16 protein-coding genes, 4 tRNA genes and 1 riboswitch are annotated in these 14643 nt (G+C 37.6%); of the genes, 15 read left to right on the top strand and 5 right to left on the bottom strand.

Annotation, left to right across the window (positions count from 1 at the left end; genetic code table 11):
• Positions 1–37 precede the first annotated feature (37 nt).
• The 11 genes from AS4_RS05205 (at position 38) to panD (ending at position 6156) form a co-directional block, all read left to right on the top strand.
• Positions 38–1720 (top strand): tetratricopeptide repeat protein, encoded by a 1683-nt coding sequence (locus AS4_RS05205; RefSeq protein ID WP_096733432.1) that lies wholly within the window; start codon positions 38–40, stop codon positions 1718–1720.
• An 8-nt stretch (positions 1721–1728) separates the two neighbouring features.
• On the top strand, positions 1729–2337 hold the full coding sequence (gene lolB, locus AS4_RS05200) for a lipoprotein insertase outer membrane protein LolB (RefSeq protein WP_034617524.1): 609 nt from the start codon (positions 1729–1731) through the stop codon (positions 2335–2337).
• A gap of 25 nt (positions 2338–2362) precedes the next feature.
• Positions 2363–3196, top strand: a complete 834-nt coding sequence (gene ispE / locus AS4_RS05195; RefSeq protein ID WP_096733431.1) for a 4-(cytidine 5'-diphospho)-2-C-methyl-D-erythritol kinase — start codon at positions 2363–2365, stop codon at positions 3194–3196.
• A gap of 4 nt (positions 3197–3200) precedes the next feature.
• Positions 3201–3275 (top strand) — tRNA-Gln (locus tag AS4_RS05190).
• 30 nt (positions 3276–3305) lie between these two features.
• A tRNA-Gln gene (locus tag AS4_RS05185) sits at positions 3306–3380 on the top strand.
• Positions 3381–3399: 19 nt separating this feature from the next.
• A tRNA-Gln gene (locus AS4_RS05180) sits at positions 3400–3474 on the top strand.
• A 91-nt stretch (positions 3475–3565) separates the two neighbouring features.
• Positions 3566–3640: transfer RNA gene (locus AS4_RS05175), tRNA-Gln, on the top strand.
• Between the two features lie 35 nt (positions 3641–3675).
• Positions 3676–4629: a ribose-phosphate pyrophosphokinase gene (locus AS4_RS05170; RefSeq protein WP_004722497.1), complete on the top strand. Its 954-nt coding sequence runs from the start codon at positions 3676–3678 to the stop codon at positions 4627–4629.
• A gap of 97 nt (positions 4630–4726) precedes the next feature.
• The gene (rplY, locus tag AS4_RS05165) at positions 4727–5023 is read left to right on the top strand and encodes a 50S ribosomal protein L25 (RefSeq protein ID WP_004722499.1); all 297 of its coding nucleotides are present in this window, start codon (positions 4727–4729) and stop codon (positions 5021–5023) included.
• Between the two features lie 20 nt (positions 5024–5043).
• Entirely contained in the window at positions 5044–5622 is a 579-nt protein-coding gene (gene pth, locus AS4_RS05160) for an aminoacyl-tRNA hydrolase (protein ID WP_004722502.1), read from the top strand.
• Between the two features lie 153 nt (positions 5623–5775).
• Positions 5776–6156, top strand: coding sequence for an aspartate 1-decarboxylase (gene panD, locus AS4_RS05155; protein ID WP_004722504.1), 381 nt, complete (start codon positions 5776–5778; stop codon positions 6154–6156).
• A 57-nt stretch (positions 6157–6213) separates the two neighbouring features.
• Here panD and AS4_RS05150 read toward each other — a convergent pair whose 3' ends face one another.
• Positions 6214–6828, bottom strand: a complete 615-nt coding sequence (locus AS4_RS05150; RefSeq protein WP_096733430.1) for a GDYXXLXY domain-containing protein — start codon at positions 6826–6828, stop codon at positions 6214–6216.
• Positions 6825–8654 carry a DUF2157 domain-containing protein gene (locus AS4_RS05145; RefSeq protein WP_096733429.1) on the bottom strand — a complete coding sequence of 610 codons (1830 nt, stop codon included), beginning with the start codon at positions 8652–8654 and terminating at the stop codon, positions 6825–6827. The genes AS4_RS05150 and AS4_RS05145 overlap by 4 nt, the downstream gene beginning before the upstream one ends.
• A gap of 170 nt (positions 8655–8824) precedes the next feature.
• A riboswitch (FMN riboswitch) is annotated at positions 8825–8982 on the top strand.
• A 108-nt stretch (positions 8983–9090) separates the two neighbouring features.
• Here AS4_RS05145 and ribB point away from each other — a divergent pair.
• A complete protein-coding gene (gene ribB / locus AS4_RS05140) occupies positions 9091–9750 on the top strand; it encodes a 3,4-dihydroxy-2-butanone-4-phosphate synthase (RefSeq protein WP_004819596.1) in 660 nt (219 codons plus the stop codon).
• A 192-nt stretch (positions 9751–9942) separates the two neighbouring features.
• Here the strand turns inward: ribB and AS4_RS05135 are convergent, their stop codons facing one another.
• Positions 9943–10425: a DUF1289 domain-containing protein gene (locus AS4_RS05135; RefSeq protein WP_004722515.1), complete on the bottom strand. Its 483-nt coding sequence runs from the start codon at positions 10423–10425 to the stop codon at positions 9943–9945.
• 235 nt (positions 10426–10660) lie between these two features.
• On the opposite strand from AS4_RS05135, the gene trhO reads away from it, so the two are divergent.
• From trhO to AS4_RS05120, 3 genes are all read left to right on the top strand, one after another.
• Positions 10661–11593, top strand: a complete 933-nt coding sequence (trhO, locus tag AS4_RS05130) for an oxygen-dependent tRNA uridine(34) hydroxylase TrhO (RefSeq protein WP_004819595.1) — start codon at positions 10661–10663, stop codon at positions 11591–11593.
• Between the two features lie 171 nt (positions 11594–11764).
• Positions 11765–12340 (top strand): DedA family protein, encoded by a 576-nt coding sequence (locus AS4_RS05125; RefSeq protein WP_096733428.1) that lies wholly within the window; start codon positions 11765–11767, stop codon positions 12338–12340.
• Between the two features lie 614 nt (positions 12341–12954).
• Positions 12955–13563, top strand: a complete 609-nt coding sequence (locus AS4_RS05120; protein ID WP_167468932.1) for a LysE family translocator — start codon at positions 12955–12957, stop codon at positions 13561–13563.
• 71 nt (positions 13564–13634) lie between these two features.
• Here the strand turns inward: AS4_RS05120 and AS4_RS05115 are convergent, their stop codons facing one another.
• Together AS4_RS05115 and AS4_RS05110 are read right to left on the bottom strand one after the other, a co-directional pair.
• Positions 13635–14159 (bottom strand): YecA/YgfB family protein, encoded by a 525-nt coding sequence (locus AS4_RS05115; RefSeq protein WP_004722523.1) that lies wholly within the window; start codon positions 14157–14159, stop codon positions 13635–13637.
• Between the two features lie 66 nt (positions 14160–14225).
• Complete coding sequence (locus AS4_RS05110; RefSeq protein WP_004722524.1) at positions 14226–14432, bottom strand: PA3496 family putative envelope integrity protein; 207 nt, start codon at positions 14430–14432, stop codon at positions 14226–14228.
• Between the last annotated feature and the right edge of the window lie 211 nt (positions 14433–14643).

Below are 14643 nucleotides of genomic sequence, written 5' to 3'. Positions count from 1 at the left end.
GGAAAAATTGCGTCAAATAAACAACCGCTTAAGCGGCATGACAATTAAGCAATATTCTACCACATTCTTACTGGTTGGTAGCATGGCTTCTAGTGCTCATATTAGAGCATCTGGAGAATTTTATCATGCTAAATATAATACTAATGCATTAAAACAAAGTATTATTGCTGAATTTTCATTGGCTTATAATGATACTGCAACTGCTTTACACAATTATACTGTGCTCGCAATTCGTAGTAATTCAACCACCATTAAGCAACGTGCCTTGAATGTTGCAATTGAACAAAACGATTTAAAAGCAGCTTTAGACATTGCCACCCATTGGGTTGTACAAGAACCTGAGGATGTTCCTGCAAAATTTTATTTGGCGCATATCGCGCTCAAATCACATGAATATGAACTTGCAGCGGAGACTCTGGATAGTATTCTCAATATTGACCCCAATGCTGATTTAGAAAAGATTTTAGAAGGAATTGCACCAGAATCAGAAGTAGATCGTCAAAATCTGCTCAATACGCTGAGAGCAAGTAAAGAAAAAAACAACCCTTCTGTTTTAATTCTAATAGCCGGTTTGGAAGCGCAAAACGATGAAATCGAGCAAGCCTTAAAAACCGTCAATAAAGCGTTAAAAAAACGTTCAAAAGTGACTGGCTTTATTCTGATGAAAGCCAATTTATTAGAGGCTTTGGGTGACCAAGAAGCGACTTTAAATTGGTATGATCGAAGCAGTCGTAAAAACAAGTACAACTATGATATCCGTCTGGCAGAAGTCAAATATCTGATCAAGATTCATCAATCTGAATTGGCGTTAAGCAAATTAGAATCGATTATCCAAGCTTGGCCAGATGCTGAAGAAGCCCTATTTATTGCAGGTTTAACTGCGATTGATTTAAAAAAGCTGGATCAAGCTGAACAATATTTAGTGGAGTTACGCTACTCGTCACGTTATCAAAACGAAGCATACTTTTATTTGGCAATAAATGCTGAACGAAAGCAAAATGATGAAACGGCAAAAGCCTATTATCGTTTGGTTGATGGGAACCTATATACGGTTTCACGCCGTAATCTGGTCTCGATTTTTGAAAGACAAGACAAGATGAATGATGCTTTGCGGTTTTTAACCCAAGAACGTGTCAATTATCCACAACATGCAAGTTTCTTATATCAGGCTCAAGCCGAAATTTTAAAACGCATGGGTAATAAAAAAGCAGCGCTGAGATTACTCACTGAAGCAGTGAAGAACTTGCCTGATGATCCTGAAATTCTCTATTCAGAAATACTGCTTCTTGACCCATTTGAAGATCGTGATTTACTTGATAAAGCATTGAAACAACTCTTAACTTTAGAGCCAAATAATCCTGCTTATTTAAATGCTTATGCCTATACGCTTGCGTTACAAAATAGACGTTTAGATGAAGCACGAAAGTATGCTGAACATGCCTTAGATTCTGCGCCAGATCAGGCCTCGATTTTAGATACGCTGGGATATATCACATTCTTGCAAAATGATTTTGATGCCGCCTCAAACATTTTATCGAAAGCTTATAATTTGAGTCATAGTGTAAACATCGGTATTCGATATGCAAAATCGTTGTATATGCAAGGTGCCTTAGCTCAATTTAATGAAGTGTTACAACAACTCAAACAAAATCATCCAAATGATCCTCAATTAAATCAATTAGATTCATTAATATTACCGCAACATATTAAAAAGAGTTAATGACTTGTATGCGTCACATTCCACAGATCTTTTGTACCCTAACTGCTGTAACCGCTTTTACCCTCACAGGTTGTCAACAAGTTGTAAAGCCAGCACAGACCACACCAACGCTTACAGCACCGACAGATGCCACAACGCCCCCACAAAAACCGTCAAATCAATTTAATCTTGAAGGGAAAATTGGGGTAAAAACACCTAAACAGTCTGGCAGTGCGTTCTACACATGGACACAAGACCAACAAGATTTTAACATCCAGTTGAATGGGATTTTAGGTATTGGCAAAACCATTATTGAAGGGAAATCTGGGGAAGTTACCCTAAACAGCGCAAAAACAGGTTCAATTTCGGCTGAAACACCAGAAGAACTGCTTGAAAAAGCCACAGGTTGGACTGCACCTATTACCCATATTGTCGATTGGGTTCAAGCCTATCCTGCCACTGAAAATGCACAAATCACAAGAGACAATACTCAACGTATTGCTCAAATCATTGAAGATGGCTGGACTGTAGATTTTAGTTATAACAATCAAGCGAGCTTGCCCAATAAGCTGATTTTAAAACAACAACTTGAATCTGGTCAGGAAAATCGTATTACAATGGTAATTCAAAACCGCTAAATCTATACCTTAGACAATGAAATCTATGATTCGTGTTCCCTCTCCAGCAAAATTAAATTTGTTTTTGCATATCACAGGTCGTCGTGAAAATGGCTATCACGAGTTGCAAAGTATTTTTCAGTTGATTGATTTGTATGACTGGTTAGAATTCACCCAAACAGAACATTCTCAAGCAGAAATCAGTCTTGAAGGCTTTAGTAACGTCGATTTGGAACATAATCTGATCTATAAAGCGATTCAAATTTTAAAGCCTTATGCCACTCAACAGACTGGTTTAAAAATTCGTATCGAAAAGAATATTCCAATGGGTGCAGGCCTAGGTGGTGGTTCTTCCAATGCAGCCACTACATTGATTGTGGTCAATCAACTTTGGCAATGCGGTTTAAATACTGAACAACTGGCTGAGCTTGGGGTTAAATTGGGTGCAGATGTTCCAATCTTTGTTCATGGTCGTAATGCTTGGGCGGAAGGTATAGGTGAACACTTAACATTCATAGACTTAGATCAAAAACAATACATTGTGTTAAAACCTGATTGTTTTATCAGCACTCAACGACTTTTTTCGCAAAAAACATTGACAAGAGATACGAAGCCTACTAAATTTTGCGCCTATCAGCTAAAGCCATCCAATTTTAGAAATGATTTTGAGCCACTGGCAAGAAATTTATATCCTGAAGTTGATGAAGCAATGCAGTATTTAGATCAGTTCGGTACAGCAAAGCTTACAGGTACAGGTGCTTGTGTTTTTGTTGAAGTCACTGAACAAATGAAGATTGATGATATTTTAAATCATTCACCCTGCAAAGCCTATTTGGTCAACAGTTTGAATGAATCACCACTCACTCATTTTACAGTGTAATGATAGGGGCGTCGCCAAGTGGTAAGGCACCGGGTTTTGATCTCGGCATCCGTTGGTTCGAATCCAGCCGCCCCTGCCATCATTTTTCATCTGTAGATCGTTGTATTTTAGGGGCGTCGCCAAGTGGTAAGGCACCGGGTTTTGATCTCGGCATCCGTTGGTTCGAATCCAGCCGCCCCTGCCATTAAATACAACATCAAATTAGGGGCGTCGCCAAGTGGTAAGGCACCGGGTTTTGATCTCGGCATCCGTTGGTTCGAATCCAGCCGCCCCTGCCATTTTCTCAAAAAAGACAGAACATAGTAATTTGTATTTAATGTTGATTTACCTTGACAGAGACATACAAAAACACTAAAATTCTGCCGCATTAGGGGCGTCGCCAAGTGGTAAGGCACCGGGTTTTGATCTCGGCATCCGTTGGTTCGAATCCAGCCGCCCCTGCCATCTAATTCAAATCTGCCAACCGCCAAGGGTGCTTCATGCCCAATCTTGTCGTTTTTAGTGGAACTGCGCATCCACAATTCGCCCAAAAAGTCGTTAGCCATTTGCACATCCCTCTGGGAGCTGCTGCTGTAGGTAAATTTTCTGATGGTGAAATCACTGTCGAAATTACTGAAAATGTGCGTGGTAAAGACGTGTTTATCGTACAGCCCACTTGTGCCCCTACGAATGATAACCTTATGGAAATCTTAGTAATGGCAGATGCTTTGCGTCGTGCAAGTGCTGGTCGTATTACTGCTGTAATTCCATACTTCGGTTATGCACGCCAAGACCGTCGTCCTCGTTCAACTCGTGTTCCAATTACTGCAAAAGTTGTAGCAGACATGCTCACCACTGTGGGGATTGACCGTGTTGTAATGATCGATTTGCATGCTGACCAAATCCAAGGTTTCTTTGATATTCCTGTAGATAACATCTACGGTACACCTGCTTTGCTTGCTGACTTACGTCAACAACAACATCATAACTTGATGGTGGTTTCACCTGACGTTGGTGGTGTGGTTCGTGCACGTGCTGTTGCAAAACAAATGGGTGATATCGACCTTGCAATCATTGATAAACGTCGTCAAAAAGCTAATGAATCACAAGTGATGCATTTGATTGGTGATGTACGTGATCGTGACTGTGTGATTGTTGATGACATGGTTGATACAGCTGGTACTTTGTGTAAAGCTGCCGACGCACTTAAAACTTTTGGTGCTCGTAAAGTGGTTGCTTATGCAACGCACCCTGTACTATCAGGTAAAGCACTCGAAAATTTAAGCAAATCTGTAATTGATGAATTGGTTGTTACTGACACAATTCCACTTTCAGATGAAGCATTAAAACTTGGTAAGATTCGCCAAGTTTCAGTAGCAAGTATGGTTGCTGAAACAATTCGTCGTATTAACAACGAAGAATCTATTAGCGCAATGTTTGATTCTTATCTATAATAGCGCCAAATTTTCAAAGCCCTACTCTTTGGTAGGGCTTTATATCACTGGGCTGGTCGAAAGTTCAGTCAATTACACTCAATGAGGAAATGTCATCATGGCAAACTTCGTATTAAATGCAGTAGCACGTGAAGAAGCAGTTCAAGGGAAAGGTTCGAGCCGCCGCCTTCGTCTTCAAAATAAAGTTCCAGCAATCATCTATGGTGGTTCTGCTGAACCTGTAGCGGTTACTTTAGAACTTCGCGAGCTTGTTAAAGCTTTAGAAAATAACTCTTTCTTTGAAGAAGTTATTGATCTTAACATCGAAGGTAAAGTTGAAAGCGTTAAAATCCAAGCTTTACAACGTCACCCAGCTAAAAACACACCAATGCACGCTGACTTTAAACGCGCATAAGTGTTAAATGGTGTAAATGAGTGAGTAAACTTTCACTGATTATTGGTTTGGGTAATCCAGGTTCTGAATATGCCCAAACCCGCCATAATGCAGGCTTTTGGTTCGTCGAACGCCTTGCAGAACAATATGGTATTACATTAAAAACTGATTCAAAGTACAAAGGAATCAGTGGTCGCGGTAATATTGAAGGACAAGATGTTCGTCTACTATTACCCACAACATTTATGAACCTTTCTGGTCAAAGTGTTGTTCCCTTTGCAAAATTCTACCAAATTAAACCAGAAGAAATTCTCATCGCTCATGATGAACTGGATATGAATCCGGGCGTCATTCGTTTAAAAACTGGCGGTGGACATGGTGGTCACAATGGTCTACGCGACATTGTTCCTCATATTGGTTCTAATTTTCATCGCTTACGTATTGGCATTGGTCATCCCGGCGCTAAAGAGAAAGTTTCAGGACATGTACTTGGTAAAGCACCAAGCAGTGAACAGACTTTAATGGATGATGCAATACACCATGCTTTAGGCAAAACAAAATTATTGGTTAATGGTGAGATTCAGCAAGCAATGAATCAAATCAATGCTTATAAAGCATAATTTAAACCTAAATTTTATGTTCTTTGTTCAACAATTTTTCTTGCCATGATTCATTTTTAAGAGCAAAATGCGCTTTCAAATGCATCCCCCCATTGAAAATTGTTGATTCAACACAAGATAACAATTGTAAGGGCTACTCTGGAGACGCAAATCATGCTATCTCGTTTATTAAAAGCAAAAATCCATCGTTGTGTTGTTACACAAGCAGAATTACATTATGAAGGTTCTTGTGCAATCGACGGTATTCTTTTGGATTTAGCTGGTATCCGTGAATATGAAGAAATTCATATGTGGAACGTGACTAATGGTAAGCGCTTTACAACCTATGCGATTCGTGGCGAAGAAGGTTCAGGCATCATTTCAGTCAATGGTGGCGCTGCACTTCAAGCTGATGTTGGTGATTTAATGATTATTGCCACATTTGGTGATTTTACCAATGCAGAAGCTGATGCGCATAAACCACGTCTTGTATATGCAAATCCAGACAATACAGTAAATCACACAGCAAACTGTATCCCTGTTCAAGTTGCATAATTGCACACAGATGATTCAAGACCCGCAATGTTGCGGGTTTTTTTATGCTTACTCTACTTATGACGATTTATCTACAGAACGAAATCCATCACGCCAACGTTGTTTATTCTCACACTCCAGATCTTGTAAATGCTCTCCTCGTAAAGATGCAAGAATCGCATTGCCCTGCTGATCCACCTTAAACTCAGCATATTTTGCTTGCTGATAACATTCAGCTAAACCTTCTGCAAATAAAAAGCTATTGGATGCAGGATAAAGTGATCTATGCCGATTATCAGGGTTTTTCAAAATCAATTTTACAGTTTGCGCATCTTTAGGTTTTTCAAAATAAGTATGTGCCACCTTTTTCTGTTGATCCAATTCAACATAAGCCGTAACCGAAGGCTTATTTTCAATCACTTGATCAAAATAATGCCCCGAAAAAATATGATTTTCATCACTATCACTTGGATCTACATTGTTCTGATCGCCCTGATTTAGTTTTTGCGGTGCAAAGTAAAGTTGATAACTCAGCACCATATAATCACCTTGTATTAACGAACGTGGATCAACAGGTTGTAAGTGAACATATATACTCTGACTATTCTTCAGATGCTGTTCATTCTTAAAAATGATGCCTAGAAAAAGAGCAATACAGATTAAAGCAAGACAAAGAGGAATGAATTTTTTCATGTATTTATTCCCTCTTTTGATTGGAATTTATGCAGCACCCAAGTCAGTATCAACAAAATTAATCCTGAGCTAAAAATACTTAGACTTTTAACGAGGAAGCTAACATTCAACGCGTAGTAAATAAAGCATAAGGTTAACGCCAAAGTCACTAAAGCGAAACCATAGACAATCTTATCGTGCTGTGACAATGCCCATGAAAGTATGGCGATACAAATAAAAATTTCAAAATAGCCATAAAATATCAGTACTGCAGCAAAAGCCAATAAAATCAATTGAGCAATCAAGCTAAATTGATTGCGAATCCTCAACACCATAAACAAAGCCAACCACAAAATAGGCAGCCCCAAGTTGAGAATAGGAAGGTGTCTAATTTTCTCTAATTCATATTGTCCAAATAGTGTATAGAAACCCAAGGATGAAAGAATAATCAATAAATTAGCCAATGCTAAACTGCGTTGATATTGACTGGGTTTAATACGATGCACCCAAATCATTACCAGATAAAACCCATAACTTAGCAAGACCAGAAATGCAAAATTTTCAACAAAACCATGAAATCCAAGCAGAACGTTTAAATCCCAAATCAACGCAATACCTGATAAATATAAGGCAAATAGTTGGATAAAAATAAAGAACCAATGACTGCGAATAAAATAACTGAGACACAGCATGGCAAATTGAATAAAGAAAATTGGAAAGAATTGGTCAGTTAATTCAAATGTGTGGAAAATCACAGCATTTTGCCCTGCGACCCATATACAATAAGCAAACTGCCTTAAAAATAAAGCTTGTTTGCTTCTTAAAATAAAGGCAGCCAATACCACAAAAACTGCCCCCATGATCAAGGAGAAATTGCCCCAAAATGCCAGCATTAATGATGCCAATAAAACACCTGCAATCCATGCACCCACTGCGATAGGAATATTGTTAAATTTGTTTTGTGGGATAAACTTAATCAATAAAAAAGTAATCAATGCAAACCAAGCGAAAACCACCAGTGCAATTAAAAATAATCCGAGCACTTCGGATTCACGAAACAGACTATTCATCCATTTGAAAATCACCAGCGTAAACGTAATCCCTAAACCTACTGCTGAAAGCACACTACATAACTGATCTCTTTTTCGATAAAAATAAGTTAATGCAACAGAAAGAAGAAAAAATGATGATATTAAATAAGCGATCTTAAGGTCTATCCATGTAAAAATCATGGCTGTGGCGAATGCTAAATTACCGTCACCATATAAAAATAGCACCATATGCCAAATTGAAAGAATGCCAAACCATAAGACAAAGAGATAACGCAGCTTTTGATAACAACGAAGACAAAAATAAAACTGAAATAATGAAAGGAGATTTAAGCTAAATAAAAATGTGACAGGATATTCATCAGCCCAAAATGTTTGTTTAAAAAACAAAAATAAGGTGAGTTGGCTGACAATACAGAGCAATGTAAAAACACCAATATTTGGACGATACAACCACGGCAGTAATAAAATAGACCAGATTAAAAATAGTAAATAACTATCTGCCCCTGTTTGATAAATTTGACCAATGACAGCCAAACTTAAACCAATCATCAAGCCACTTATTGTATGCAAACACTGGACTAAATAATCATGTTGAACTAAAAAAATACTGGCTACAGCACTGAGTAACAAGAATATTTGTGGAATTGCCAATTGAAAAAACTGAGGCAACATAAACCAATTTGCAGCGGTCAGATATAAAATACTGACTGCAATTAGAGCAAATCCTAAAACCTGTAAGTGTTTAACAAAGTCATCATTACGCCATGAATAGACATCTTGCTGAATCGTGATCAAGCTGAGTCTCCTTATTTTATGCTTTGCTATTTGTTGATCACTATGACCACAAATATTCTTTTAAATGTATAAGTTTAATTATTTTCTATAGCAACTATTGTTCTATCTATAGTACTGATCATTCTAAAAAAAAGCATCCATTTAGTAAAAAAGTGTCTATAATAAATGCACATCGCTTCAGGGCGGGGTGTAATTCCCCACCGGTGGTAAATTGGACGGATTTTCAATTCTGAGCCAACAGCCCACGAGCTTATCACGCTTAATCGTGATTCGCAGATTTGGTGAAATGCCAAAGCCGACGGTATAGTCCGGATGAAAGAAGACGACGTCACAGCTTAAAAATTTCAATATTCGCTATTGGAAAAGGTTTTGTAACGCCACTATTTCAAATGTCCTGAAATGTTCAACCGTATTTTAACTTTACGAGAGCGTTTCAATGTCTAGTTTAATTCAACCCGAAATTTTCTTTTCTGCACTATCCCCAGCAGACCAACGTATCGAACAAGCAATCGAAGATATGCGCCAAGGCAAACCTGTTTTGGTCATGGACGATTTTGATCGTGAAAATGAAGCAGATTTAATTGTTGCAGCAGAAACCCTCAATGTTGAAACCATGGCACGTATGATTCGTGATGGTTCAGGTATTGTCTGCTTAACCATTACCGATGATTTAGCAGATCACCTCGAACTCCCACCGATGGTTCAGGACAATTCAAGTCAATTTAAAACGGCTTTTACCATTACCATTGAAGCAGCACAAGGTGTAACAACAGGCGTTTCTGCAAAAGACCGTACCACCACTATTCATGCTGCAATTAAAACAGGTGCTGTCGCAAGCGATCTGAATCGCCCTGGTCATGTTTTTCCATTGCGTGGTCGTAATGGTGGTGTATTAACCCGTCGTGGACATACAGAAGGTTCTATTGATTTGGCACGTTTAGCAGGTTTAAAACCCGCTGGTGTGTTATGTGAAGTGACTAATCCTGATGGAACAATGGCTTCAGGCATTCAAGTTTTAGCATATGCACAAACGCATCATTTAACGCTTATTACTATTGAAGAATTGGTTCAGTATCGTTTAAAACACAATGTCTAAGAAAATACGTTAAGTCATCTCATTTAGACAGAGTAAAAAAGCCAGTTCAAAGATTTGAACTGGCTTTTTAATATTAATTAGGTGTTCTGGGTTAAAGTACGATGAAATGACAGCGTCAGTTTTTGTTTTAATTTTTATAAACGGCACTGATTAAATCAAGCTGATGAATAATAAATCATTGAAGAAATAAGTTTAAACATCTTCCAAATGTAAAATACTTTGACGAATACCATCTGCACGTAACCATGCGAAATCATAACTTGCATTGGCCAATGCCAATACACGACGTTCAAACTCATCCCAAAGCGGTTTTACCTGTTTCGCTTGAATTCCCAAACCACTCTCTTCTGCGAGATGTTTATTTTTTTCACAAATTTTTAATGCATGATACAACTTGCGCCCTTTAGAAGCAGAATCCATCACTCGTATACGTTTACCCAAAATAAAACCTTCAATATGTCTTAAATCAGCAAAAGGTAGCATCGGAATTAAAATTTGATCAAGCTGTGCATCCAGCCTCTTCCAAACGGCTAAACGTTGCGCTGAATCATATGTATTCCATTGGATCACTTCATGATTAAAACGACGGCAACCACGACAAACAGAATCACCAAATACCGTTGAACAACGACCAGCGCATGGCGTTAAGGTGGGTATCCGACGTTCGTTACTCAAAATTTACTCCTTACATCAACGATGTGACACACTTTTTCGGCACGAAATAATCATTTCGCAATACTATATATGGTATATAAAATATTTTAAAGCACTATATTTAGTATGAAAACCCATATTTTTTTCAGGGAATAAAAAAACACTACAAAGACTAGGGTTTTCTCGCATATTCATGTAAATCACGCTAAAATATGCGCCTTAAATTTTATTCTATCTTAAATATTTGGAGTACTCCATGAACGCTACTGTAGAACAGCTTGCACCTGTAGAACAGCAAGCGACCTCTGGTTGGGTTGTTGCAGCACTTTATCAATTCAAAGAAGTTCAAGATCCTGCTGATCTTCAACAACGTCTTTTAGATTTGGTAAAAACCATCAACCTTTGCGGTACTCTTATTATTGCAGGTGAAGGAATTAACGGAACTGTTGCTGGCGATCGTCAAGCGATTGATGTCATTCATCAATTCTTATTGAATGAAGGCTTTAATAGCATGGAATATAAAGAATCACATAGTGATGAAAAGCCATTCCGTAAAATGAAGATTAAGCTAAAGAACGAAATCGTAACTTTAGGTGTAGAGGTGAAACCTCGTGATCTTGTTGGACATTATCTTGATCCAAAACAATGGAACGAACTGATTGCGCGTGATGACGTGATTTTGATTGATACACGTAATGATTATGAATATAAAGCGGGTACCTTCAAAGGCGCGATTGATCCTAAAACAGAAACCTTTCGTGAATTTCCAGAATACGTAAAAAAAGAACTCGAGCAGCATAAAGATAAGAAAATTGCGATGTTCTGTACAGGCGGTATTCGTTGTGAAAAATCAACATCGCTACTGCTTCAAGAAGGCTTTAACGAGGTATATCACCTTAAAGGCGGTATTTTAAAATACCTTGAAGAAACCCCTGCTGATGAAAGTATGTGGGAAGGTGAATGTTTCGTATTTGATGGTCGTACTGCGGTGACACATGGTATGGAAGAAGGCGAAAATATTAAATGTCATGCATGTGGTTGGCCACTTGTTCCTGAAGAAGCCGAGTTGCCAAGTTATGAACATGGTGTTTCTTGCAAATATTGTATTGATAAAACATCTGAGAAACAAAAAGAAGGTTTCCGTATGCGTCAATCACAAATTACTGCTGCAAAACGCAAACGTCTTTAATCTTTATCAATTTTAAAATGCTTCACTCAACCGCAGCTTATTGGCTGCGGTTTTTATTTAGATATTTTAACAACACAACAAATTCTCACTATATTTTGATAAATGAAAACCATACCATGTTCATAACGCCCTATTTTTATATATAAAATGACTGATTGGATTATTTCGATCATGGAGCAACTTGGTTACTTCGGTATTGCTCTTTTGATGTTTTTAGACAATGTTTTCCCACCGATTCCCTCAGAAGTGATTATGCCATCAGCTGGGTTTGCTGCATCTAAAGGTCAATTGTTATTATCAGGTGTGATTATCGCAGGAAGCATCGGTTCACTGGTTGCTGCAGCATTGTTGTATTGGGTTGGTCGAAAAATCCCGAATCAAAGCCTTTTTAATTGGGTTGACCGCTACGGTAAATATCTTTTTATCAAATCTGAAGATGTCAAAAAAGCTTTAGATTGGTTTGAAAAATATGGACATCGCGTGGTTTTCTTTGGACGAATGGTTCCTGCAGTTCGTTCTTTGATTAGTATCCCTGCAGGCATGAGTCATATGCCCTTTTGGAAATTTATGCTGTATAGCAGCGTAGGGACAATCATCTGGACCACTTTTCTTGCATGTGTCGGTTATTATTTTGGAAACAATATAGAACTCATGCAACAAATTTTTAGTCGCGTGGGCTATGTGATCATTACCATTGTCTTAATTTTAGTTGCTTATTTTTTCTATAAAAAATCAAAAGCACGCTAAAAATTATTATGCTCCCAGCATTCAGTTAAAACACACTATTTGTGTGCATTGAGATTTGTATGCATTGAGTCAAGCAGACAAATTTGTGTTTGCTTAGCCAAGCTCTGTGTTCTTAACATTAGCCCTTTTAACATTAGCTGTCTGACAAATAATCAGCGAATTCCCAAAATAACCACAAAAACATTAGAGCTTTCATTAATCAAAATGATCATGTGAAATGAAGCTTGATAGTTCCTTCTCGCTTAGGAAAAGCTAGGATGAGAGGCACTATCTGTTGATTTATGGGTTTTAACAGGCTTTATAAAAGAAGCCTATTGTTTATATTTTCTCACTCTCTCCATTTAAACCAACGCCCACCCACTTAAATACTCTTCAATATATAAATAGCCCCACTGTATTAAAACTGTTCAATCGATATAAATAGATCGTAAACAATTGGTACACACCTGATGTGACCAAAACATCCGATCTATTAAGAAATTTGAGTGAATTCAAAGCTAAGCAGTATACATTCCAAAAAATCATACATTAGCCCAATTTATTATCACTTTAAATCAATACAAATATATGAAAAATATAAAAATAATTAAACATATCCAAAAAAGGATGTATGAGTGAATGAGATAATTGCAGTCATTCTAATCACCTGTTTAGCGGTGATTAGTCCTGGCGCTGATTTTGCTATCGTGACACGAAATAGTTATTTATATGGACGAGATATTGGATTAAGTACAGCACTAGGAATTGCTTGTGGTGTCTGGATACATGTCGGATATAGCCTACTTGGCCTAGGGTTTTTAAAAAACCACATGCCTTATCTTTTACAGACAATTCAATATATTGGGGCAGCTTATTTAATTTATCTCGGCTTTAAAACATTCACACAGGCAAAAATAAAACTGGATGAAAATGGTGTTGGTATTAGCATTTGGCAAGCGTTTAAACATGGTTTCTTAACCAATAGTCTCAATCCAAAAACAACTTTATTTGTGATTAGTTTATTTGCTCAGTTGATGACTTCTACAGGAAATTCGACCATTCAGCTTTTTGCATATGGTGCCTTTATTTCGTTGAGTCATTTTGTTTGGTTTGGCTTGATTGCCTTATTTTGCGCACACCCCAGCATACGAAATAAAATTTTAGATCGTCAAGTTGTGATCAATCGTGTGATTGGCCTTTTACTGTTTATTTTAGGTTGTAGTCTGTTATTTGCACGATTTTAACTATTGACCTAAATCACCAATAAAAAAAAGCATGCCACTTTTCAGTGAGCATGCTTTTTTTTACGCGCAAATTAATTTGGTGTGTGGTACATCAAATAAATTTCATTTAGATTTTCAGGAATTTCTTCCGCAATCTCGTCCATTAACTGACCATTGCGGCGGAAAGATTCCATTTGAGGATCTTCATCATCAATACCACTGAACACCATCATTGGTAGTGTGAGATCGACAACTTGATCTTCATATTCTGGTGCAAACCAAGCTTCTTCATTCAGGAACATTGCATCGACAAAGCCAACACTCCAGTCGCCTAAGCTTGATTCAACATCAGCTTCTTCAATTTCAAAAGGAAATGTAATTCCTTCTTCATTGGCTAAGTTTTGACGAATCGCTTCAAGCCATGCTTTGATTTGTACAATGATTTCTGCTGGAACTTTCTTTTGATTATTATCAAATAGCTCATCAAGCCATTTATCAAAAGTAGGACCAACCGCAATTGCGCACAAGAAACCATGAGTCGCTGCGAAATCTAGACCAAATTCATTTTGGTCACCATCTAGATAATCACTCAGTAGGTCTAAATCTAAAGCACTCATTTTGTTTCCAGTAAATTTGTATCAGATTTAAGCATAGCATTTTCCCACGCCATGCCCAATGAATTTTTAATCTTCGTCATCAAAATCATCGTCATCATCAATGTCATAATCAAAATCTTTTAAATCTTTTTCTAAACGACGTTGAGCAAGTAAATCATCGATCAAACGTCGCTTTTCTAAAGATTCTTTGGCGCTAATTTTGCTTGATGACTCATCGAAACTAACATCATCATCACCGTAGTTATCATCTAGTTCAAAATCTGTAGAAGACACTAAAACTACCTCATAATGAAAAAAAGTGAATGGGTCTAGGCGCTATTTATCTGTCTTCAGAAAACTTGTCAAGTTTTTTCCGTTTTTTTTACATTTAAATGCGAATTTGGGCTTTTTTCGGGGCCTATTTTATGTAATGATATAATCCACCCTGCGTCTTACTATTTTATGACATTTTCTGAATAGAAAACGCATGGGATGATCTTGAAAA

It is taken from the genome of Acinetobacter guillouiae (assembly GCF_002370525.2).
Taxonomy (GTDB): domain Bacteria; phylum Pseudomonadota; class Gammaproteobacteria; order Pseudomonadales; family Moraxellaceae; genus Acinetobacter; species Acinetobacter guillouiae.
Note: the sequence above shows the minus strand (reverse complement) of the source record. Positions and strands in the feature narration are given on the sequence as shown.